At 39.9% G+C, this 22815-nt stretch carries 16 protein-coding genes and 2 pseudogenes; 5 read left to right on the forward strand and 13 right to left on the reverse strand.

All coding sequences use genetic code 11. The features are described from left to right. Position 1: 1 nt before the first annotated feature. On the reverse strand, positions 2 to 310 hold the full coding sequence (locus tag A6755_RS18550; RefSeq protein ID WP_048684685.1) for a PTS sugar transporter subunit IIB: 309 nt from the start codon (positions 308 to 310) through the stop codon (positions 2 to 4). A 280-nt stretch (positions 311 to 590) separates the two neighbouring features. Here A6755_RS18550 and A6755_RS18555 point away from each other — a divergent pair, with 280 nt between their 5' ends. Both A6755_RS18555 and asnB read left to right on the forward strand, forming a co-directional pair. Beyond that, a complete protein-coding gene (locus tag A6755_RS18555; protein WP_063592607.1) occupies positions 591 to 1307 on the forward strand; it encodes a GntR family transcriptional regulator in 717 nt (238 codons plus the stop codon). A gap of 397 nt (positions 1308 to 1704) precedes the next feature. Then, positions 1705 to 3588 (forward strand): asparagine synthase (glutamine-hydrolyzing), encoded by a 1884-nt coding sequence (gene asnB / locus A6755_RS18560; protein WP_063591635.1) that lies wholly within the window; start codon positions 1705 to 1707, stop codon positions 3586 to 3588. A gap of 1139 nt (positions 3589 to 4727) precedes the next feature. Here asnB and A6755_RS18565 read toward each other — a convergent pair. Next, positions 4728 to 5462: an alpha/beta fold hydrolase gene (locus A6755_RS18565; protein WP_063591636.1), complete on the reverse strand. Its 735-nt coding sequence runs from the start codon at positions 5460 to 5462 to the stop codon at positions 4728 to 4730. A gap of 483 nt (positions 5463 to 5945) precedes the next feature. On the opposite strand from A6755_RS18565, the gene A6755_RS18570 reads away from it, so the two are divergent. Continuing rightward, positions 5946 to 6602 carry a hypothetical protein gene (locus tag A6755_RS18570; RefSeq protein ID WP_063591637.1) on the forward strand — a complete coding sequence of 219 codons (657 nt, stop codon included), beginning with the start codon at positions 5946 to 5948 and terminating at the stop codon, positions 6600 to 6602. Positions 6603 to 6801: 199 nt separating this feature from the next. Here A6755_RS18570 and A6755_RS18575 read toward each other — a convergent pair whose 3' ends face one another. The 5 genes and pseudogenes from A6755_RS18575 to A6755_RS18590 form a co-directional block, all read right to left on the reverse strand. After that, positions 6802 to 7410 carry a methyltransferase gene (locus tag A6755_RS18575; RefSeq protein WP_063591638.1) on the reverse strand — a complete coding sequence of 203 codons (609 nt, stop codon included), beginning with the start codon at positions 7408 to 7410 and terminating at the stop codon, positions 6802 to 6804. 54 nt (positions 7411 to 7464) lie between these two features. After that, entirely contained in the window at positions 7465 to 7746 is a 282-nt protein-coding gene (locus A6755_RS27985) for an SDR family oxidoreductase (protein WP_284108806.1), read from the reverse strand. A 5-nt stretch (positions 7747 to 7751) separates the two neighbouring features. Next, positions 7752 to 8245, reverse strand: a pseudogene (locus tag A6755_RS28335) (SDR family NAD(P)-dependent oxidoreductase). A 191-nt stretch (positions 8246 to 8436) separates the two neighbouring features. Then, positions 8437 to 8802, reverse strand: coding sequence for a PqqD family protein (locus tag A6755_RS18585; RefSeq protein ID WP_034313480.1), 366 nt, complete (start codon positions 8800 to 8802; stop codon positions 8437 to 8439). Then, positions 8792 to 10684: an OPT family oligopeptide transporter gene (locus tag A6755_RS18590; protein WP_063591639.1), complete on the reverse strand. Its 1893-nt coding sequence runs from the start codon at positions 10682 to 10684 to the stop codon at positions 8792 to 8794. The genes A6755_RS18585 and A6755_RS18590 overlap by 11 nt, the downstream gene beginning before the upstream one ends. A gap of 323 nt (positions 10685 to 11007) precedes the next feature. Here A6755_RS18590 and A6755_RS18595 point away from each other — a divergent pair, with 323 nt between their 5' ends. Further along, a complete protein-coding gene (locus A6755_RS18595; RefSeq protein ID WP_034313486.1) occupies positions 11008 to 11661 on the forward strand; it encodes a cupin domain-containing protein in 654 nt (217 codons plus the stop codon). Positions 11662 to 12129: 468 nt separating this feature from the next. On the opposite strand, the gene A6755_RS18600 is transcribed toward A6755_RS18595, so the two are convergent. After that, positions 12130 to 14148, reverse strand: coding sequence for a peptidase G2 autoproteolytic cleavage domain-containing protein (locus A6755_RS18600; protein WP_084737966.1), 2019 nt, complete (start codon positions 14146 to 14148; stop codon positions 12130 to 12132). A 531-nt stretch (positions 14149 to 14679) separates the two neighbouring features. Between A6755_RS18600 and A6755_RS28340 the strand changes: the two are divergent. Continuing rightward, a pseudogene (locus A6755_RS28340) lies at positions 14680 to 15103 on the forward strand (hypothetical protein); the annotation flags it as partial. A 111-nt stretch (positions 15104 to 15214) separates the two neighbouring features. On the opposite strand, the gene mutL reads toward A6755_RS28340, so the two are convergent. From mutL to miaB, 5 genes are all read right to left on the reverse strand, one after another. Further along, positions 15215 to 17155 (reverse strand): DNA mismatch repair endonuclease MutL, encoded by a 1941-nt coding sequence (mutL, locus tag A6755_RS18605; protein WP_063591640.1) that lies wholly within the window; start codon positions 17153 to 17155, stop codon positions 15215 to 15217. Between the two features lie 22 nt (positions 17156 to 17177). Further along, complete coding sequence (gene mutS / locus A6755_RS18610) at positions 17178 to 19802, reverse strand: DNA mismatch repair protein MutS (RefSeq protein WP_063591641.1); 2625 nt, start codon at positions 19800 to 19802, stop codon at positions 17178 to 17180. A 217-nt stretch (positions 19803 to 20019) separates the two neighbouring features. Continuing rightward, the gene (locus tag A6755_RS18615) at positions 20020 to 20559 is read right to left on the reverse strand and encodes an outer spore coat protein CotE (RefSeq protein WP_057278378.1); all 540 of its coding nucleotides are present in this window, start codon (positions 20557 to 20559) and stop codon (positions 20020 to 20022) included. Positions 20560 to 20772: 213 nt separating this feature from the next. Then, a complete protein-coding gene (locus A6755_RS18620; RefSeq protein WP_034313499.1) occupies positions 20773 to 21201 on the reverse strand; it encodes a YlbF/YmcA family competence regulator in 429 nt (142 codons plus the stop codon). A 1-nt stretch (position 21202) separates the two neighbouring features. Further along, the gene (gene miaB, locus A6755_RS18625) at positions 21203 to 22747 is read right to left on the reverse strand and encodes a tRNA (N6-isopentenyl adenosine(37)-C2)-methylthiotransferase MiaB (protein ID WP_048684706.1); all 1545 of its coding nucleotides are present in this window, start codon (positions 22745 to 22747) and stop codon (positions 21203 to 21205) included. Between the last annotated feature and the right edge of the window lie 68 nt (positions 22748 to 22815).

The raw sequence follows: 22815 nt of genomic DNA on the forward strand, positions 1-22815 counted from the left end.
CTTATTCTCCTTTTATTAAAGTAGTGGCTTGTTTTAGCACTTCTTCACCATTACATAGTCCATAGAACATCGGATTGATGGTTGCGACAGGTATTCCCTTTTCTTTCCCCGCTTCCTGTAGCTTGGAAAGAAGATATCTAACCTGTGGACCTAATAAAATAACATCGGCCTTATCTATTTCATTGTTAACTTCTGTAGAACCAACTGCCCATATATGACACTCTACCCCTTGTTTTTTAGCACTTTCCTCCATCTTGGTAACTAATAAACTAGTAGACATCCCTGCAGAACAACATAATAAGATATTCATTGAAATTACCCCCCTTTTTAATGATTGATTATTCAGTATTTTCAAGTGAGTTGAAACCGTTTTCTTATAAATAACCGATGTTACTTTTTTATCACTTCCCTTGGATGAAATGGGTATTATTGCCTCCATACATACATTGTAGTTACAAATCGAAAAAATATCAACACAAATTTAAATTTGTTACTACAAATTTGTGAATTAAAGTTGATTATTGTACTTATCCGAGATAATCTATATGTATATATTGGGAATGAGCATAGGAGGAATCACTGTGGAGACCATGAATAAAGAAGCGGCATTGCATTCCATAGTTAAGGAATCGATTATCGATCTCATAAAAAATGGCGAATATCAAACAAATACAAAATTACCGACTGAGGCTGAATTTTGTAAAATATACGGAGTAAGCAGGACAACTGTTCGCACGGCCTTACAGCAATTGAACGTCGAAGGCTATATTTACCGTGTCCAAGGCAAAGGTACTTTCGTTTCGGAGAATAAAGTGAAGCAATTTCTTACAAGCACGGTTGAAAAATTCTCTGAGCAAGTCACGATGCAAGGTAAAAACCCTTCAACAAAGGTCATTAGCTTAAAGGTGATTGAAGCAAATGCTACACTTGCCAAGCTTTTCAAACAAAATATTGGAGACCCCGTAAATAAACTGGAACGGATACGTTACGTGAACGACATCCCGCTTCAATATGAAATTGCCTTTCTCCCTTGGTATAAAACACCCGGGCTAAATATTGAAGCCTGTGAAAAATCACTCTTTAAAGTACTTGAAACACAATTCGATTTAAAAGTAAAAAAGACGGTCGAGCACTTGGAGTTTTCACTTGCCGACGATTCCATTTCTGATAAATTGGAAGTTCCGAACGGTTCACCTTGTTTTTCATTGGAAACATACACATATGAGAATGATGGATCGGTTATTGAATTCTCTAAAACTCTCTTTAGAGGCGATCGTGCTCACTTTATCATCGAGCGGAACTATTGAAATAAGACGGATGCCTCATTAATTAAGGCATCATAGTCTGTAGACAAACTCGATTTTTTTAAGTGTTTGTAAGATTGGAACGTTGAATTCCCTCCAGGCACCCCCTCCAATCAACTGGAATCTTTTTTAATAAAAACTGCATGCAAACTTATTTTTCTTCTAGAGGCAATCATAATGATTGTCTCTTTTTGTTGTGCTTCTGATACATATTTACATAATTACAAATACATTCATTTTATGAGTAAAATTGACAAATATATCATAATCACATAATCTAGAAGACTAGGAGATTCCATTCTATTTACATTGGCATTCAACTTTGTACCTATTTTTTGAAAATATTAATAAAAGTTATTGGGAAATCTCTTACTATTAATTAATTAGGCAGGTGGATTTTATGTGCGGTTTTGTTGGATGTATTCACGAATATCCGAAAGCCATAAATTCAAATATGAAAGAAACGATTCAGAAGATGAACACGATCATTACCCATAGGGGTCCGGATGATGAAGGATATTTCTTTGATGAATTTGTGAATTTTGGATTTAGGAGATTAAGCATAATCGATATAGATAATGGAAACCAACCCCTTTCATATGAAAATGAAAGATATTGGATCATTTTCAATGGCGAAATCTATAATTATATTGAACTAAGAAAAGAACTCATTGATGAAGGATATGAGTTTACGACAGATTCTGATACGGAAGTGATATTGGCCCTCTTTAGTAGCCAAAAAGAGCAAACTGTCCAGAAATTGCGAGGCATGTTCTCTTTTGTCATTTGGGATAAAATCGAGCTAAAGCTTTTTGGTGCAAGGGACCACTTTGGAATCAAGCCTTTTTTCTATTGTGAGCAAGATGATGTTACTTATTTTGCATCAGAAAAAAAGAGTATTTTGACAGCCATGAATGACGAGCTGGATGTGAATTCATTACAGCATTTTCTCAGTTTTCAATATGTTCCCGAACCATCGACTCTATCCAAGAATATTGAAAAGTTATTACCTGGACATTACTTCATTAAAGAACCAGGAAAGAAAATGGATATAAAAAGGTTCTGGAAACCTATTTTTCACCCTTCCAATATAGACGATTCAAAGGTCCTAAAAGAAATACAAGACACTCTGATGGATTCCGTAAACGTCCATATGAGAAGTGATGTTCCAGTTGGATCTTTTTTATCGGGCGGGATTGATTCATCATTTATCTGCTCCATCGCAAAAGAGATTAACCCTAAGATCAAAACTTTTTCTGTTGGGTTCGAAAGAGATGGATATAGTGAAATAAACGTTGCACAGGAAACAGCAGCCGCACTGAATGTAGAAAATATAAGTTATATCATTAGTCCTAAAGAATTCTTGGCGGAACTGCCGAAGATCATCTGGCATATGGATGACCCTTTAGCGGACCCCGCTGCCGTCCCACTATATTTTGTCGCCCGGGAAGCTAAAAAACACGTCAAAGTCGCTTTGTCCGGTGAGGGGGCAGATGAGTTATTCGGCGGATATAATATATACCGGGAGCCCCATTCCCTGCGCATGTTTTCCTATTTTCCAACACCATTGAACAAAGTGTTGAAGGCGATTTCCTCTGTTTTGCCAGAAGGTGTTAGAGGAAAGAGTTTTATAGAGCGTGGAGTGACACCTTTAGAAAACCGATATATCGGGAACGCAAACATATTCGGCGAGAAAGAGAAAAAACGACTACTTGTGAATTATCTCAACGGGCTAGAAAATGAGAAAGTGACAAATCCCATCTATTCAAGTTCTTTAGGGTATGATCCTATAACCCAAATGCAAAACATTGATATTCAAACTTGGCTAAAAGGTGATATTTTATTGAAGGCAGATAAAATGTCCATGGCGAATTCTTTAGAGGTGAGAGTTCCATTTTTGGATAAATGCGTTTTCAATACGGCTTCAAAACTTAATATGGATCAAAAAGTGAGAAATGGAACGACCAAATACATGCTCCGAAAAGCTGCCCGCGGGATAGTGCCGGAACATGTATGGAGCAGAAAAAAGCTAGGCTTTCCTGTTCCGATACGACATTGGCTGAAGGATGAGTTACACGATTGGGCTGTAAGGTTAATCCAGGAAAGCCCGACTGACTACCTTTTTAATAAAGCGCAAATTATAGAATTACTTGAAAACCATGTAAATAATAAAGCGGACAACAGCCGGAAGCTCTGGACCATTTTGACGTTTATGACTTGGCATAAAATTTATATAGAAAAACGATATGAGCCCCAAAAGAATTTACAATCCGCTTTATATTAAACACCTTTATTGGCTTCACTCTTTGCACCCAAGCACCCATGAAAGATTGCTTGGGTTTTTTCAATATTCACTTTTTTATCATCAGTTTTTCGATGCAATCCCGATTATTAAGGGTGATTCAGGAAAAAGAGATTAGGAGAATGACATATCTAAGATTATCCCAATTAACCTACTCATTATTTCTGCGACGAAAAATATTGAAGAACAAACGAAAGGACAAACGTTCAGAAATGATTTATATTAGCTAAAATTTGCTGAACCCCTCCATTCCGTCTCTAAGTCAAAGAAGCGAGGGCATACCTCTCTTTATCCATCATTACATAAAAACGGAAAATCGATAAAAGAGGAGCAATAATCTCTGATGGGTAGGCTAAAAAGGGCTGAGTGGGAATTCTCCATCCTCTCTGTAATACGTTAACTTTAAGAATAGTTCGTTGAATAGTTCTCGATTCCCGAATTGATGAAAATTCACTATAATTCCTCGTACACACAGCAGTAAAGGCTGAATGATCTATGGCACCACTAATTGCAAAAGTACAAGGAACATAAAAATAGACAAACTCGATTTTCATCGAGTTTGTCTACAGTCTGAAATCTCTTCTTATTATAGTTGGCTTGCAATCAAAAACAAGTTTATAATTTATAGATTATATTTTTATTAAAGATTAGATTAAATAAAACTGCATTAGAGTAGCTGTTTCTCTCTTCGGTTATCTCGGTTTAATTTCGAATATTTCTTCTACCTTTACCGATATCTCATTCGTTTTCTCTAGAGAAGTGGATGGCGGCAACTGAATGGACGTCGTCACCGTTTTGGTACCTTCATTCGGAATAAATGTAAAGCCAAATGACGGAATGGCGAATGATTCAACAAGAATTACGGCTGAACTGATTAAAATATAAATTAGTGATTCAATATTTAACCATCAAATGCCATACCCTCTATGAATTGCCCTTTCACTTTCTTCTGGCGTCTCTCTTTAGAATGCAAATTTGGCTAAAACCGGAACAATTGTAATCGCGACCAAAAGTGAGAAAAAAATAATTAGGGCAAACGGTAAATAGAACTTTTCAGTAATGCCACCCACAAACCAATTGGAAGGAACACAACAACTGTTGTAATCGTTGATGAAATTTACTTATTCCCCATTCTGTTCAAGCCATTTTTTTGTGACAGCTATCATTTCCTCTTGTTGTTTCTTAGCTGAGATAGTCGCTTCATTATCTCCCTTTTGCTTTCCGTATACACCAAATTGACCGTGGTTCCCCCCCGCTATCTTATGCATGTTTGCCTCTTTAGATAGTAAGTGCTTTGTCTTCATAATCTTCTCTACTGTAGATAGCCCATCATATTCTGCATATAACGATAGCATAGGAACTTTCATTTTTGAAAAGTCATTCGAGTCACTGGGATATGAACCGAGGAGGATAATCCCTTCCACCTCTTTTGGATTTTCATAAGCATATGCGGTGGCGGCCACTCCTCCTAACGAATGACCAGCAACGTACCATTTCTCCACTGCTGGATATGCATCTTTAGCTTCCGTCGCTTTATTTTTATCAAACATAGCGAAATTGAACCTTACATCTGGGATAACGACTGTATATCCCGCTTTCGCTAATTCTTTTGCATAATAACCGTATGCTTCGGGCTCAACCTTAGCACCTGGATACAGGACAATGCCCACTTTCTTGTTTTTTGTTGGTTCGAATGTGACAAACCCATTTTCCTTTTTTATATCCCCCTTTCCAACTAACGCATACAATTCATCTGATGGTTTGTATGTTTGTTCTGACCATATATAAAAGCCGCCGAAAGCGATAATCATTAATAGAATTATACTAATGAGAATATATTTCATAACTTTCTTCATTTTATACCCCACTATCCCTAAAATTTATTTCTAAGTACTTTTTCTAACGCACATAGATACTGGTATTGCTCTTCATTTTCTTTTGGGCTATATAAAACGAACATTACATCTAACTTCCTTCTCTTTTGAATATTTTTTATCATTTTCCTCATGTAGACGGATAAGTCATCTCTACTTAATCTAAAAAAGAAACAAGGCGCGAAAGAAGCTGGTTACCACGTATTTCAATAGTTGCTTAACAGTAATATCGCTATTTATGGGTTTGACAATGCTTCCATCCTTGTTTAAATATAAAGTTTCTTATGGAGACCTTTGATACTTTATAAAAACCACATATAAAGCCTACCTATTATATTCTCCGAATAGGTATTTCCAATCTTTCCTGAATATGAATTTCACAATAAACTAAAATTATATTTAAAAGGGCACTTTTATGTTTTGTTCTATTATAGTACGGAAAAAACAATATAGGGGGTGATGTAGTTGGATACTATTTTATATTTTTGTTATTCAATCGTTTATATGATCCTTTTTATCATGGGAATGGCGTTACTTCGACAGGACCGCAAACTCTTCTCGTATTCAAGCTTTATTCTTCTAGTTACTTTCGGGCTTATCGTGGATAACTTAATTATTGCCTCGGGAAAGTTCATTGGTGATGGCCCTTTGTTAAACTTATTAAATGCATTACGTTTCTGGAGTCATGGATTTATCACTCCCACATTGATCTTGTTTGGATGGGGAATGGCAAAAAGGATACATATTCCTTTTACAAAAAAAACGATAGCACCCTACTTTTTCCTTTTCCTTACAGCTGGGCTTATCATCTATGAATTTATTAAAAATATGCATAAGACATTTGTACCAATCTACGAGTATGGAGTTTTAAGATATGTTAGTGAGGAATCTTCGGGCCCACCTTTAATGGTGCTTATTGTCACCTTTATATTATTGGTGATTAGCATCTACACATTTATAAGAACACGTTGGATTTGGATGCTTTTAGGGGTTATAGTCATGATAGTTGGAAGTGCCATTCCTATTCCCATAGAAAGTTCGGCTGTTACCAATGCATTTGAATTAATTTTTTTATGTTCACTATGGCTTACAAACTATAAACTGGAACCTCGCTCTTCATAGACAAAGTGATTCATCCTTAGAAATAAAAGGGCATAAAATTTAAAGATAAAAAATGGAATAGGAGCATGCAAAAAGAAAAAAGTAATAAGGATTTTACAATCCGCTTTAAATTAAGCGCCTTTATTGGCTTCACTCTTTGCACCCAAGCATCCATGAAAGATTGCTTGGGTGTTTTTATCACCGAAAAACGAATATCCATTCAATATAACAAATGGTATATGACGAATTTCTCAAAAGGATTAGATTCAGTCAAGCCAGGTAACATCACTTCGTTTTTCAGCTCGAAGGCAGTTTGATTTTCGAGGAAAAAAATATAATCCTGTGAAGCATAATATAATATCAGTTCGATTTGGCGCGGTTCTTTTTCAAAGGATAGCAAAATGTTATTGATGATTTTCATGAAAATCTGTACCGAGAACGGATTAAAGAAATAAAAATGATTGTCTTTCGTATCAATATCATATTCTTCTGCCAAGCAACAGTGGAATTCTATATCGTTATTGTCGTTTTTCCTTTTTTTCATGTAGCCATTCAGATTCTCGATCGCTTCTTTATAGAAATTTTCATTCATTTCCACGCCAACCACAGATGATTGATAGAAGTGATGGATCAAAAAATTCAAGCGTCCTTTACCGCATCCAAAATCCACAATGCGATCATTTCTTTTCAGTGGATATTCTTTGAATAACTGTTCCAATGCGCTGTATGGCGTGGGTTCATATCGATGATAATGCAAAGAATCATTGAATTTTTTTTGTTCACCTTCCGTCCTGATGTTCAGCATTTCATCATAATTTTTTACTTCCATTGTTATATACACCTGCTTCATGTTTTTTAATAAAGGGCGTGGAATTTGCTCTCGTTACATAATCATTAAATTCAGAGATGCTTGGGTTAAATGACCGCCTTCCACTTGGATCGTCTGACCTGTAATGAATTTGGACTCTTCAGATGAAAGGAATGGTACGGTATAACCGATATCATCCGCTTCACCATGATATGGCAATGCATTGAATTTGCCAAAAATATCGAGTACGGCCTGAGGCATATTATTTTTCGCTGCAGGAGTTAATATGAGACCTGGTGCCACTCCATTACAACGAATATGATCTTTACCATACTGTGCAACGGTATAACGAGTCAAATTTACTACCCCCGCTTTGGACGCACCATATGCGGATCGTACGAGTCACCTGTAAATCCGGCCATTGAGTCCGTATTGATAATCGAACCTCCTCCAGCTTTAATCATGTGAGGAATCGCAAACCTGCTTCCTAATAGCACACTTTTTAAATTCACGTCCATAAGTCGATCCCATTCTTCCAAATCTAAGTTCACGACATCCAGATCACTATGCAGGTTAGTTAAACTCACATTATTAACGAGTACCGTAACCGTTCCATATTGTTCAATGGTAAAGTCGACTGCTGCCTGGATGGAGTCTGCTTGTCCAGCATCCAAAAATACTCCAGCTGCTTCCCCACCTTGTTTTTTAATGTTTTCGGCCGCTTCTTTTGCTCCTGCTTATTAAAATCAGCAATCACGACTTTTGCGCTTTCTATAGCCATTAGTGTCGATATGGATAACCCAATGCCTGAAGCTCCACCTGTCACTAATGCTACTTTACCTTGTACTCTTCCCATGATAAACCACCTGCGCTTCAAAATGTGAATAGTTTTGCTTTATTTATCATGACTAACAGTACAAGAATATAACGCATATAAAGTTATTACAAATAATTATACCTATAGTATAATTTCATAAAATGCAATGTGGTAAATTTTGTACCAATACAGAAAAAAGCTGAAGCACCCAGAAGTGCTTCAGCTTTTTTTCATTTTTCTTCTTCATCATCCCATATGATCCAATCATGAACCTCTAGAATTTCCAGGAATTTCATCAACCTGGGTAAGGCTGGTTCCGCTTCCTCACCAAAATGTTCACTCATCGCATCAGAGATCTGATTTACATTCCTTTGGAACTCCATCTGTTTAATGGCATATGCTCCAAACTTATCAAGCTTGATTTTACGGACTGATGGCTGTTTAAAGAAACGAATGGTCATTCGTTCCACAAAATTGGTCCTTTGAATGACCAAAAAAGTTGCTTCCGAAGATTCTTGCACCATAGTGACGCGTCTTTCCAAAAGGGGAACCATGGTTAACAGGTTCCTCTTTTTTGATTGGCGTTTACGAAGCATCTTCTTTTTTCCCTTTGCTGGATACGAACCAAAGCAATCCAGCTAGAGCAAGGAATAATAAGAATGGCAGCAAATTGCTGGCTAATTTAGCTGCAGCAGGAACTTGGACACCTGCCGCGATCAATATGGCAATAAGAACACCAATCAATGATTCACCCGCTATTAAACCAGAGGCAAATAATACACCTCTGTCAACCCTTGCTTTAAGCGCTTCTTTTGTTTTCGAGAAGAACTCAACGAAGAATCGAATAAATCCACCGATCATGATTGGCGTACTAGTATGAACCGGTAAGTATATGCCGACAGCAACAACAAGTGAATTCAAACCGAAAAACTCTAATGTAATGGAAATAGCCGCACCGATAAAGATCAGAGTCCAAGGTAAATCTCCCCCTAGAACACCTTCGGCAAGTATTTTCATAAGTGCCGCTTTAGGTGCAGGCAGTTCTGCAGAACCCATCGTATATGCGTTATCCATAAGAACCAGGATAAAACCAATGACAGAAGCGGACGCTACAACACCGATCATCATGGCAACTTGTTGTTTCCATGGTGTTCCGCCGACGATATATCCTGTTTTTAGATCCTGAGAAACATCACCTGAAACAGCAAGTGCTGTACAAATGATTGCAGCGACGGTTAAAGCTGCTACCATTCCAGTCGTACCAGTAAAACCAGTTGCCTTATAGACAATCGCAACAATCAATAGTGTGGCGATCGTCATTCCTGAAACAGGGGAAGACGAACTTCCGACGATTCCAACAACCCTTGAAGCCACTGTCACGAATAAAAATCCAAAAATCGCGATTGCAATCGCACCGATGATTCCTACATCTGTTATAGGTGTGAAAGCAATGATTAAAATTAAGATGATCGTACCCAACCAAACGTATTTAGCCGGTATGTCTTGTTCTGTACGGATAGAACCAGATTTTAGTTGTCCTTTATTGGCTTTTACGCCTTTAAGAGTATCAATAACTGAACTGAAAAGTATTGGTAATGTTTTGATCAAAGTGATCAATCCGCCCGTTGCAACGGCACCAGCACCAATATAGCGAATATAATTATCCCAAATTCCCCATGCATCCAATTCACCGATCGGTACATCAGAAGGGAAAATGGCTGTCCCATTGTTTCCGCCAAAAAAGCTGATGGCCGGTATTAAAACGACCCAGGCTAATAAACCCCCACCTAGCATTTGTCCTGCAACCCGCGGTCCAATAATGTACCCTACACCCAAAAGGGAAGGAAAGGCATCAAGACCAACCACTGCATTTTTAAAATTCGTGATCCCTGTTTCAACCTCAGTCTTGAAAAGCTTAAATCCATCACCAAGCCCTTTAACAACACCGCCAATAACCAAACCGGCTCCGATTAGCTTGGCGCTTGTACCGCCCTTTTCTCCTGACTTCAGAACCTCGGCACATGCCGTACCTTCTGGATAAGGTAATGTTTCATGCTCCCTTACAATCAAAAGCTGGCGAAGGGGAACCATCATGAAGACCCCTAAAAATCCCCCAGTTAATACTACGAAAATGATGAATGCTTGACTCACGTCCATGTCCCACATGAATAATGCCGGAATGGTAAATACAGCACCGGCACCAATAGCCTCACCTGCCGTGGTCATCGTTTGCACAATATTGTTTTCTAATATTGAATCCCTGCGAAAAACCCCTCTTAATATGGCCATTGAAATTACCGCCGCGGGTATAGAAGCAGAGACAGTTAAACCAATAAGTAGGCCTAAGTATGCATTTGCCGCCCCGAATACGATTGCAAGAATGATCCCTAGAATGATTGCAGTTGCAGTCAATTCCGGTAGAGATTTAGATGCAGAAACGTACGGGACGAATTTACTCTCTTTTGAATTGTTCGACAATTTAGCCACTTCCTATGTTAAACTTTAAAATCACAGAGAACATTATATCACTGTAATTTAAAGTCACGCAATGGGAAAATTCTGCTTATTAAAAGTTTGATTATATCCAATAATCAGATTAGTAGTTTCGGTTATAAAATAATATCGATATAATAATCATGACTAATACGTTACCCGAAGTCACTGTCTATCATTCATTCAATGACAGTATCATCAGCAACCCTTATCACCTCGATAGGCACATAACCACTGGGTTAGTGCACATTAGAATGAGATTTAACATACCCTGAAAAATCAAGTCTTAAAAAAGGAATGATAAATTCATGGTCTCCTATATGGACTATACTTCACCATCCACACAATTCTTTTTCGATGTCAATAAAAGCAATTTCATGAAAAAAGACAATCAAAACTATATTAATGCATTAGGTGTTAAACAATTAAATACCCTCGAAAATGTTTCATTATTAGATATTTACCTTAGTACAGACAATGTCGTAGAACCGCATTATCACCAAAATGCAGCGGAGCTAGTGTATTGCATTTCTGGAGCGGCAACCGTTTCCTTACTGAATCCATTTACAAAGCAAATTCAAAATTACCCCATTAAACCCGGTCAAGTAGCCAACGTCCCACAAGGTTGGTGGCATTATGAAGTGGCTAATGCTGATAATACCCACTTGCTCGCCATTTTTAATGCACCAACACCTGAGGTGATCCTCGGTTCAGATATCTTGAAATTGACGCCTGCAAATATTATGGCTCATACTTATTGCATGGATGAAAATCAATGGAAAAAAGCAATTGCAACAGTTCAGCCATCAACATTCATCGGTCCGCCAGCCAACTGCCATCGAGCGGCCGAAGAAGACATGCAGCAGTATCCTCAATATACTAATCACTATGATAACCAAATGTATACTGCCCCGGCTTACAACTATCAATATCAGCCCAATCCCCCGTATTATTATTTTTGAAGATAAGTGCAGGGAACTCAATCCCCCCTGTTCGAGGTCCTATACAACTAATAAATCGGAATCAAAAAAGCAATGGAGAACCCTATTACATAAGGGTTCTCCATTGCCTTTAATTACATGATCCGTTTTTCACGCCACATCTTACATTATGGTGGTCACCTAATGTGGTTTATGGGCATTAAAAATCCAGGGTACGCTTGGATACAATCAGTTATACTTCTCTTTATATTCTACCGAGTTTCTTCTTATAATATAAGAGGTTCTCAAATTGCCCCCCCATCTATAACAACAGATGATTCATTTCAATTTTGCGGTTGGCTCAGAGCTTTTCTTCTATAAAGGTACCTACAGATATCAAAGTGTTCAATCCAATTCTATAAAATTTAATTGTATAATCTTTCTGAAATTCGGTTTCCCTTATTGTTAAAATTCCATAGCTGACCGAGCTATGAAATGGTCATTAGCTATTTAGTTTTTTTGAAGCGGAGTGACCAAAACCAATATTTGATTCGGTCCGGTACGCTTTAATACGAAATATCCTTTCTCCGCTTTTGTTGCGACTCCATCATCATTCGGCCAGCAATAACCATGGGTTTCACAAGTTCCATCATCTCGCACTCGTATTTGACCAATTAGTCCCACAGCCACCCATTCTTGTCGGTTTACACGAGAAACGTACTCTTGATTAGGGTTCCAATCCGGATTAAGGATGGGCTGCTTCACGGTACTTTCCGGAATAATTTCATTCCCTTTTTTGTCTTTTTGGGGTGGAAGGGTGACTTCATGGTATTTTTTTCTTCCCCATTCATCGGTTTGATATTTTCCTTGCCAGCGCAACCCTCCACTATTCCCTAATACACCAGGAGTTGCACTAGTGATGCCCAAAATAAAAGTTGCGGTGGAAGTTGCTTTTTGAATTTTGTCCTCAATTGATGCTACAACAAAGTAGCCAACATCAATTGGGTTTCCATCAGCCGTTTCAAACATCTCCGCGTAATCACCCGCCGGAGTGCCATATGCCCCGTCAATGAACATATTACCGTTATTCAGAAGTTTTCCAACTAGCCCTGTAGTGTCATACGGTTCTGCTCCGAAAGCTATATTCCACGAATAAATTGGGTCTCCATCCACGGCGTTAACCGCTCCATTTAAGCCCATAATATGAGCTCCTTCAAAGCCATTTGTCGTTGTCGAATTTCCTTCGGCATGAGAAAATGGCCCATCTGCAATTGTAGCTTGTCCTTCGGCATGGGATACATCTCCGGAGGCTATCGTTGCGTTTCCTTCGGCATGAGAAGCTTCCCCACTTGAAATTGTACTATGCCCTTCAGCGTGGGAACGATTTCCACTGGCGACTGAACCCTCCCCTTCGGCATGGGAAGCATTTCCACTTGCCATTGTACTTAAACCTTCGGCATGGGAAGCAAACCCACTCGAAGTTGTATCGACGCCCTCTGCATGAGAACCAACGTCTCCAATGGCATTTGTAAAGACGCCTTCCGCATGGGAGACCGTTCCACTAGCTGTAGTGCTAAATCCCTCGGCATGAGAGATATTTCCACTGGCCGTAGTCCCAACTCCTTCAGCATGAGAAAAATCGCCAAGAGCTTGTGGAGCAGGATTTACATTAATGTCTGGAGTTCCCCCTTCCGCATGGGAAGCAAACCCACTAGCGAGGGTACCGATACCTTCCGCGTGTGCAGCCGCACCGCTTGCAAGGGTTTGAGCCGGGTTCCCGAGTGTATCTACACCGCCTCCTTCAACATGAGAAGCCCTGCCACTCGCTGTATTCCCTTCTCCCTCTGCATGCGCGTTAATTCCGCTGATCGTTGTTTGTGTATTCATTCCTTCTGTGTGCGAATTAGCTCCGGCTGCTGTTGTATTATTACCCTCAGCATGCGATTGAGCTCCACTTGCATTAGTTTCAAAACCTTCCGCATGGGCGGCAACCCCGCTTGCTGTTGTAGTGGATCCCTCTGCGTGGGCCGTATCAGCTGTCGCCGTTGTACGAAACCCTTCCGCATGGGCGGAGTTTCCCGTCGCTATTGTTTCACTTCCTTCCGCATGGGAAGTATTTGCACTAGCGGTAGTCAGATATCCCTCTGCGTGGGAAGCAACCCCGCTTGCTGCCGTACTAGATCCCTCTGCATGGGAAGCAACCCCGCTTGCTGTCGTACTAGTTCCCTCTGCATGAGCTGTATTTGAACTGGCTACTGTTTGAAATCCCTCTGCATGAGATGCTGCCCCGCTTGCTGTCGTAGTGTTCCCCTCTGCGTGGGCCGTATCAGCTGTTGTTTCGGTATCATACCCTTCCGTGTGTGCAGCGTTACCGCCTGCAATGGTGGTACTTCCTTCCGCATGAGAAGCTGTCCCGTTGGCAATTGTATTCATTCCTTCCGCATGAGAGGCTGTCCCATTAGCAGTTGTATTGATTCCTTCCGCTTCTGAACAAGCCCCTATCGGATTTTGGTTACATCCATTCGCCATTATCGTTCTCCATTCTTATAAAATTTGTGCATATAAAAAAACCTATATTATGTTATGCATATTCCAAAAAATGGTATAGACAAGCACCATTTACTAAATAGCTAATTTAGGATTCCGACTAAATAATTGCGTTGTTATAATATTAAACGATATTACATTTCGTCCTTCACAATCTTTTTATCTTTCTTTACATTTAATTCGGATTGGATGATGATACGGCCAAACATATTGATACAGGTTTGGATGGCCTATTACTTTATGTGAAATTTTCAGAAATGCCTTCCATTAATTCAAAATCAAATTCGAATCTCAGTTCTTTATTTCTTCCTTTTTAATAGGTTCAAAAATCCCTCCACTCCTTTGGATAAATTCAGGCTACTTTGTCCAATCAAAAATTGATCCTTACCTATACATTAATTTAAAAAGGAGATGAGAAAAAAATAAATATAAAGATCTTAAAGTTTCAGATTCCTTAAGCAAATCTAAAAATGAACCTTTAAGAAAGGAGAATATCCACCATTGAAATAACCGAAATGCGTTGATCGTGCCTTTCGTATTCGCATATTTCTAAGTACAACAAATACGTTAAATCCAATTCAACTACAGTTTCAAAACCAACTTATTTTAGAGATTGGGAATGCATTGCTTTTTCCACGTACATTGCCTGTAAGTGAACAATAGCTGAAACCATCTTACTTTAACAAGCATTCGCCGCTTGTTTTCATCAAGCTATGGAATGTTAGCAATCAACTTTCATCGCTTCCTCGTTGAGATTAATGATACTAGAGTAGGACAACCTCCATCATCCACTCCTTTCTGGGAAGGCTCAGTTATTTTACAAATTGAACCCTCAATGTCTTTACAATTTGGACTACCCATATTATTAGTAAGGGAAGCTAATACTGACACAAATGCTGTAATTTGGGCAGGAGGAACTGCCCCACTCAACACATTCAAAAGCTCTAGGAATAAAGAGCATGGACCAATAAATGTGGTCATTTTGTGGTCATTTAACTAAAAAAGCAATGGAGAACCCCATTACATAAGGATTCTCCATTGCTTTTAATTACATGATCCGTTTGAACATTTTTTCCATTTCATATATGGAATATGAGATGATGATAGGTCTTCCATGAGGGCATGTGAAGGGATCTGTTGTCCGCCTCAGTTCATCCAGTAGTGCTTGGATTTCATCATTGCGCAGATGACGGTTTGCCTTTATGGAGGCTTTACAGCTCATCATGATGGCTGCTTCTTCGCGCAATTTTTTGATGTCGACCTTTTTCATCGATAGCAATTGTTCTATCATTTCCTCAAGGATTTCCTGTTCAATTCCTTTAGGGAACCATTGTGGATGCGATCGGACAATATAGGCATTATAGCCAAACTCCTCTAAAAAGACGCCGACTTTTTCCAACTCATTCCGATATTCATTTATCCGGATACATTGGTCCGTTGAAAATTCAAGGGTGATGGGGACCAGCATATCCTGTAGCTCGTTTTCAACTCGACCGACTTTTTCTTTAAAGTATTCGTATTTGATCCGTTCCTGGGCAGCATGCTGGTCTATGATATACAAGCCCTTTTCGTTTTGGGCGAAAATATATGTTCCATGCATTTGCCCAATCGGGTACATCGGAGGGATGCGGCTTTCCGGTTCATTCGCCTCGATTTCCTCCTCTTTTTCGACCGTATAGGTTGTAAACTTTTCAGCTGACTCGAAATATGATTTGCTTTCATCATCTTGTAAGACCGGTACATAGACATCTTCCATTTGCTGCTGTTCAGTGCTATAGATTATTTCCTTTATTGGTTCAAGATTGAAATCTTCATTATGATCCACGTAATTCTTTTGTTCCTGCTTTTCCCGAATCAAGGTATCCTTCAAGAGGGAAGCTTCTTTCTTGGCTTCTTCCAGGACCCGCTTGCCGCTTTCAACAACATGGTCCAATTCCAGAGTGGTTTGCTCACTTTTCACCTGTTCCGGCTTTGCTGCTGGTGTATATCCACTTGGTATTAGAGACATCTTTTTAAACGAAGATTTAATCGTTTCCGATACAAGACTGTACAATTCCTGTTCCTTGCTGAGCCTTACCTCCATTTTGGATGGATGTACATTGACATCGACAAGAATCGGATCCATTTCGATATTCAGCAAAGCGATTGGAAAACGTCCAATTGGAAGAAGTGTATGATACCCATCCAGGATTGCTTTCACGAGCGCATAGTTCTTAATGAAGCGCCCGTTTATCATGGTTGAAATGTAATTCCTTGATGCCCGGGTGATCTCAGGCATGACGATATATCCGGATAATTTGAAATCCAAGGAGCTTGCCTGAACCGGAATCATCTTTTTGGCAATATTCGTACCATAGATTGCCGCCAGCACCTGCCTGACATCACCGTTACCATTCGTATGGAGGATACGCTTCTCATTGTGTGTTAACCGTATAGAAACATCCGGATGTGAAAGTGCGAGCCTGTTAGCGACATCCGTAATATTTCCTAGCTCGGTATGAATGGTTTTCATATATTTCAACCGTGCAGGGGTATTAAAAAACAAGTCGGAAACCAGGATATCCGTTCCTTTACGGCTGGATGAAGCCTCAAGTTCCTTAACCAAGCCTCCTTCAAGAAGTATGCGCGTTCCTACCCCTTCGCCAGTGCTGCTTTTCATTTCAAAACGGGAAACTGAAGCAATACTTGGCATGGCTTCACCGCGGAAGCCAAGTGTTCGGATTCGGAAGAGATCATTTTCATCTTTAATTTTACTAGTGGCGTGACGTTTAAATGCCGCTTCTATGTCATCAGGTAAAATCCCATCGCCATTATCCACAATCCGAATGGAACCAAGTCCAGCCTCCACCAATTCAATCTCTATAATGGTACTGTTTGCATCTATTGCGTTTTCCACAAGTTCCTTAACGACTGAGGCTGGGCGTTCAACAACTTCGCCAGCTGCGATTTTATTAGATAAAGCCTCATCAAGCTGTATGATTTTTCCCATTTTTATCGCCTCGCTTTAATTCTCATTTAAGTTTCTTTTGTAATTTATAAAGGGTATTCATTGCCTCAAGCGGCGTCATTTCAAGGATATCCAGTGATTTTATGTCATCCAGCACCTTTTTTTCCTTTGGTGAAGAATTCACCCTTCCTTTAGGAGCTTCTTCTCCGAAGAAGGAAAGCTGTGCCTCATTGACGGATGTAACAGGGGCAGCTTCGGCAATAGGTGCTTTTTCAGCAGCAGGCTGTTCAGGAATCGCCTTTGCCTGTCCATTTTCATTCTCTAGCTGGGCTAAAATAGCAGCCGCCCGATCTATTAACTGCTCCGGTAAATCAGCAAGCTTAGCCACATGAATTCCATAGCTTTTATCTGCTGGCCCTTCTTTAATTTTATGAAGGAAAACGACATTTCCATTTTGCTCAATGGCACTTACATGGATATTTTTCAATTTTGGGAGTTCCGTTGCCAATACAGTCAATTCGTGATAATGAGTCGAAAAGAGTGTCTTTGCCCCAATTTCCTCATGAATATATTCAATGATGGCCTGAGCAAGCGCCATCCCATCATAAGTTGATGTTCCCCGGCCTATTTCATCAAATAATATCAAACTGTTTTCTGTCGCATTCATGATGGCATTTCTTGCTTCAAGCATCTCGACCATGAAAGTACTTTGACCGGAAATCAAATCATCTGCCGCGCCAATCCTGGTAAATACCTTATCAAAAATAGGTAATTCAGCTATACTTGCGGATACGAAGCATCCAATTTGCGCTAAAATCGATGTTAGCGCTATTTGACGCATATACGTACTTTTACCCGACATATTGGGCCCTGTGATCAAGAGTAACTCCCGATCTCCATCCATAAAGCAGTCATTGGGGACATATTCCTGTGATTGAAGGACTTTCTCGACCACTGGATGCCTGCCTTCCTTCAGTACGATTCTTCGATCATCGGAAAAGACAGGCTTCACATAATGGCGTTCTTCACTAATCGTCGCAAAGCACTGCAGGACATCCAGTTCACTGACGCCTTTCGCCAAATCCTGTAAGCGAGGGATATAGCTTTTGACCTCTTCACGAAGATTGAGGAATAAGTCATACTCCAAACTGATGCTTTTTTCTTCTGCTTGTAAAATCAAAGCTTCCTTTTCTTTCAATTCAGGTGTGATATAACGTTCGGCATTCGTTAAAGTCTGCTTCCGTTCATAACGGCCTTCTTCAAGCAGATGCAAATTTGCTCGTGTGACTTCAATGTAATAGCCAAATACACGATTATATCCGATTTTCAAGGATTTGATCCCGGTGCGTTCCCGCTCTTCGCGTTCAAGCTGTGCAATCCAAGTTTTCCCGTTTCTGCTGGCATCCCTGTATGTATCCAGCTCCTTATGGAAACCATCCTGAATGATATTCCCTTCCTTCACGGACAATGGAGGGTTTTCTACAAGCGCCGTTTCAAGTAAATCCGTCACTTCTTCACAAGGATCCAATTTATCGGCCAGGATTGAAATATCCTGATTGGAAGCCATTGACTTCACGATTTCACGAATGACCGGCACCTGTTGCAAGGAACGTTTCAGTTGAATCAAGTCCCGAGCGTTTACATTCCCGAAGGCCACCCTTCCGGCAAGCCGCTCCAAGTCGTACACTTCCTTCAGGCGTTCACGTAAGTCTTGTCGTTCGAAGTATTGATTTTTCAGGGTTTCAACAAGGCTTTGTCTCCGCTCGATCTGTTTTTTATTTATGAGCGGTCTATCAATCCATTGCTTCAACATCCTTCCGCCCATGGCTGTTTTTGTTTCATCAAGCAGCCATAGTAATGAGCCTTTTTTACCTTTGGAACGAATGGTTTCAGTTAATTCCAAATTACGTTTGCTATAATAATCAATTTTCATATATTGTGATGTTTCATATGCAAGCACTGGCTGTAAATGATCCAGGCTGCGTTTTTGGGTACGGTATAGATAATTCAATAAACGTGAGGTCGTTGTCGCCAGTTTCTGGTCTTTTAACAAATGAAGCAATGGAGCGAATGACTCGCTTTGGACCAACTTACTCTCTAGGGATAGGGCGGCTGCGCCCCGTTCTTGAAGCATTTTTTTCCATTCTTCATTGAAATCCTCGGCAATGACCACTTCACTCGCACCAAGGATGGCAAATTCATTCAGAACTTCCTCGAAACTCTCAATCAATGTAACCTTATTTTCCCCTGTCGATAAATCATTGTATCCAAAGCCAAACTGACCATCCGTAAAATAAGTGATGGTGGCAATATAATTATTTTCCTTTTCACGAAGACCCTTACTATCCATTTTCGTTCCCGGGGTAATGAGCTGGACAACTTCCCTGCGTACCACACCTTTGGCTTGCTTCGGATCTTCGGTCTGTTCACAAATAGCTACTTTAAAACCTTTTTCTATCAATATATCAATATAATTAGCAGCCGAGTGATACGGAATGCCGCACATCGGAATTCGCTCTTCACTACCGCCTTCTCGGCTCGTTAATGTGATTTCGAGCTCTTGTGATGCATTCAGTGCATCGTCAAAAAACATTTCATAAAAATCGCCTAAACGAAAAAATAAAAAGGCATCCTGATACTCTGCCTTAATTTTTAAATATTGCTGTATCATTGGAGTATATCCAGCCATTCCTTCAAAACCTTTCCAAACTAAAATCTATTACACATTTATGTCCTTCATTATAACATACGAAAATGCAACATGGCCTGTATTCGAAATTGCATGGTAAATCAATTATCCTTTACATTGTAAGCTAGCTGTATCTGCAAAGCCATAGGGACTTGTCCCGCTTCAAATTAAATAAAACCGGATGAAGGGAATGTCATCCGGTATTAATTTCTATATTCTATTCGTCTTCGAATTCATCAAGGAAATCCGGATCTAAATCTTCGAAATCCTCATCATCGAAATCAGAGCCCCAGTCATCCTCACAGCGGCCATCTGGACTTACAGCGACACAAATTTTCGTTTCGCCGACGACTTCCACAAAGAATTCCCTTTCCACATGGACAATGATTTTTTGTCCACATGGGGAGATGCATGCTTCTAAACAATTCGGCTGTTGGACAGCTTTTGCAGCGATTTCATGGTCATCAAGATAATCGGGATCACGGTATTTCAGCGAAATAACGTCGGTATATTGCACTTTTTCAGTTACAACTTCCGTCTTCGAATTATGGTTATAAGAATACCAGACGTTGATTTCGTAGCTGCCGTGAATTTCTACCTTTTTGCCGACTTTCTTTGCATCGTATTTATGGTTGATGATCCAACAACCTAGAATGCTAGAAGGATGATGAGCCGGGCAAATGGTGTGAGAGGACTTTGTGAATTTACGTCCTTTTGCCACCACCGCTTTAGTAATTATCTCTCTATATTGTGACATGCTAGCGAACCCTCCTCATACAGTTTCCATTCATCCTATGCGTGGTAAAAGTCTATTGTGCGTAGAATTTTAATTGTTTGAAAACTGCTGTAATGTTTTAAACCTAGGTTATTTTATGCGCATGTTTTGGGATATGTGTCACGAATGGGCACTGTATAAGGATTTCCGCATATTAAAAAAGCCCTTCTGAAACCAGAAGGGCTTTTTTAATATTCATGAACAGCTTCCGCCGCCTGCTTGTACCTGTGAACCTGTCTCACCGCGAAGGACATCGCCTTCGGTCGATTCAATAATCAGGTCCGTCACCTTATTCGATACCTGTGATGAGACCATTTGTAAAAGATCATTTACATCCACTTGGGATTGTTTGAATTCTTGCACGATCGGAAGTTCATCCAATTGTTTTTCCAGTGCATCAATTTTGGCCTGCACTTGACTGTATGCTTTCTCTTTGCCGTAATGTTGGAAGTTTACAGCCTGTTTTTGCAAACTCTTGATGCTGGCGATCATTTCACGGATTTTTTGATTTTCATTGATGTGAGCTTCTGCCCGTTTAAAGAAATCGACTTCTTCCGTGCTTGCGATCATTTCAGCAAGCTCGGCCGCTTTATTCAGAATGTCATCTTTAGTATATTTAGTCATATTACTCCACCTCAATCGCCGTTGCTTCTTCAACCATATCCCCATTTAATGACCATGTTTTCGTTCCGGTGATTTTCACTTTTACGATTTTGCCAATAGCGGATTTTGGTCCTTTGAAGTTCACGAGCTTATTTTTCGTTGTATAACCTGCTAATACTTCCGCATTCTTCTTGCTTTCGCCTTCAACGAGCACTTCAACAATCTGTCCATCATACTCTTTCATTTTCAATGCGCACGTTTCATTTACAAGGGCATTCAAGCGTTGCAGACGTTCCTTTTTCACTTCCATCGGTACATTATCCTGCATTTTCGCAGCCGGTGTTCCCTCACGTGGTGAATAGATGTAAGTATATGCTGCATCAAAACCAACTTCACGGTATAATGACATCGTTTCTTCAAAGTGCTCTTCCGTTTCATTCGGATAGCCTACAATGATGTCCGTGGTTAGCGATGCACTTGGGATAGCTTCCTTGATTTTTTTAACTAGCTCTAAATATTGTTCGCGTGTATACTTACGGGCCATGATTTTAAGTGTTTCCGTACTTCCCGATTGAACTGGAAGATGGATATGGTCTACGAGATTTCCGCCTTTAGCCAGTACTTCAATCAAATGATCATCAAAATCACGGGGATGGCTTGTCGTAAAACGAATACGCGGAATGTCGATTTTTCGGATTTCATCCATCAAATCGCCGAAACGATAATCGATATCCGTAAAATCTTTACCGTAAGCATTCACATTCTGTCCAAGCAGGGTTATTTCCTTGTAACCCTGTGCCGCTAAATGACGGACTTCCTGGATGATATCTCCAGGCCTGCGGCTTCTTTCTTTCCCTCTCGTGTACGGTACGATGCAGTATGTACAAAACTTATCGCAGCCATACATGATATTGACCCATGCCTTGGTTTTTCCTTTACGCACTTTCGGAAGGTTCTCGATTACATCACCTTCTTTAGACCAAACCTCAATGACCATTTCCTTGGAAAGATACGCTTCATTAAGAATTTGCGGCAGGCGGTGGATGTTATGCGTTCCGAAAATCATATCTACAAAATGGTGCTTCTCTAGAATCCGCTTTACAACTGTCTCCTCTTGTGACATACAGCCGCAAACCCCAAGCAATAGATCCGGCTTTTCCAATTTCAATGATTTCAAATGCCCCAATTCACCGAACACTTTATTCTCTGCGCCTTCCCGAATCGCACAAGTGTTAAGTAAAATGACGTTAGCATCATCCACCGAGTCTGTCGCCTGATAACCAAGTGCCATAAAGATGCCCGCCATGACTTCTGTATCATGTTCGTTCATTTGACAGCCAAAAGTGCGAATGTAAAACTTTTTACCTTCTCCCATTCCGCGGAAGCCTTCAGGAATGGCAAAGTCATCATGATATTCTACTTCTTCTTTTCCCCGCTTTTTCGCATCCTTTAAGGAAGGCGGAATATAAACGGCTTGAAAGTACTTACTGAAGTCCTTTTCGGATTTTTTGTCCGCTGGATTCTCAGCCTGTACTTGTTGTGATTCTAATCGTTGTTTCTCGTTCATAGTTAATCTCCTTTCAAAATAGTTAGTTTATTTCTTTCACCAACTATTCCAAGACCTATCATCAAATG

It is taken from the genome of Peribacillus frigoritolerans, from assembly GCF_001636405.1.
Lineage (GTDB): Bacteria > Bacillota > Bacilli > Bacillales > DSM-1321 > Peribacillus > Peribacillus frigoritolerans.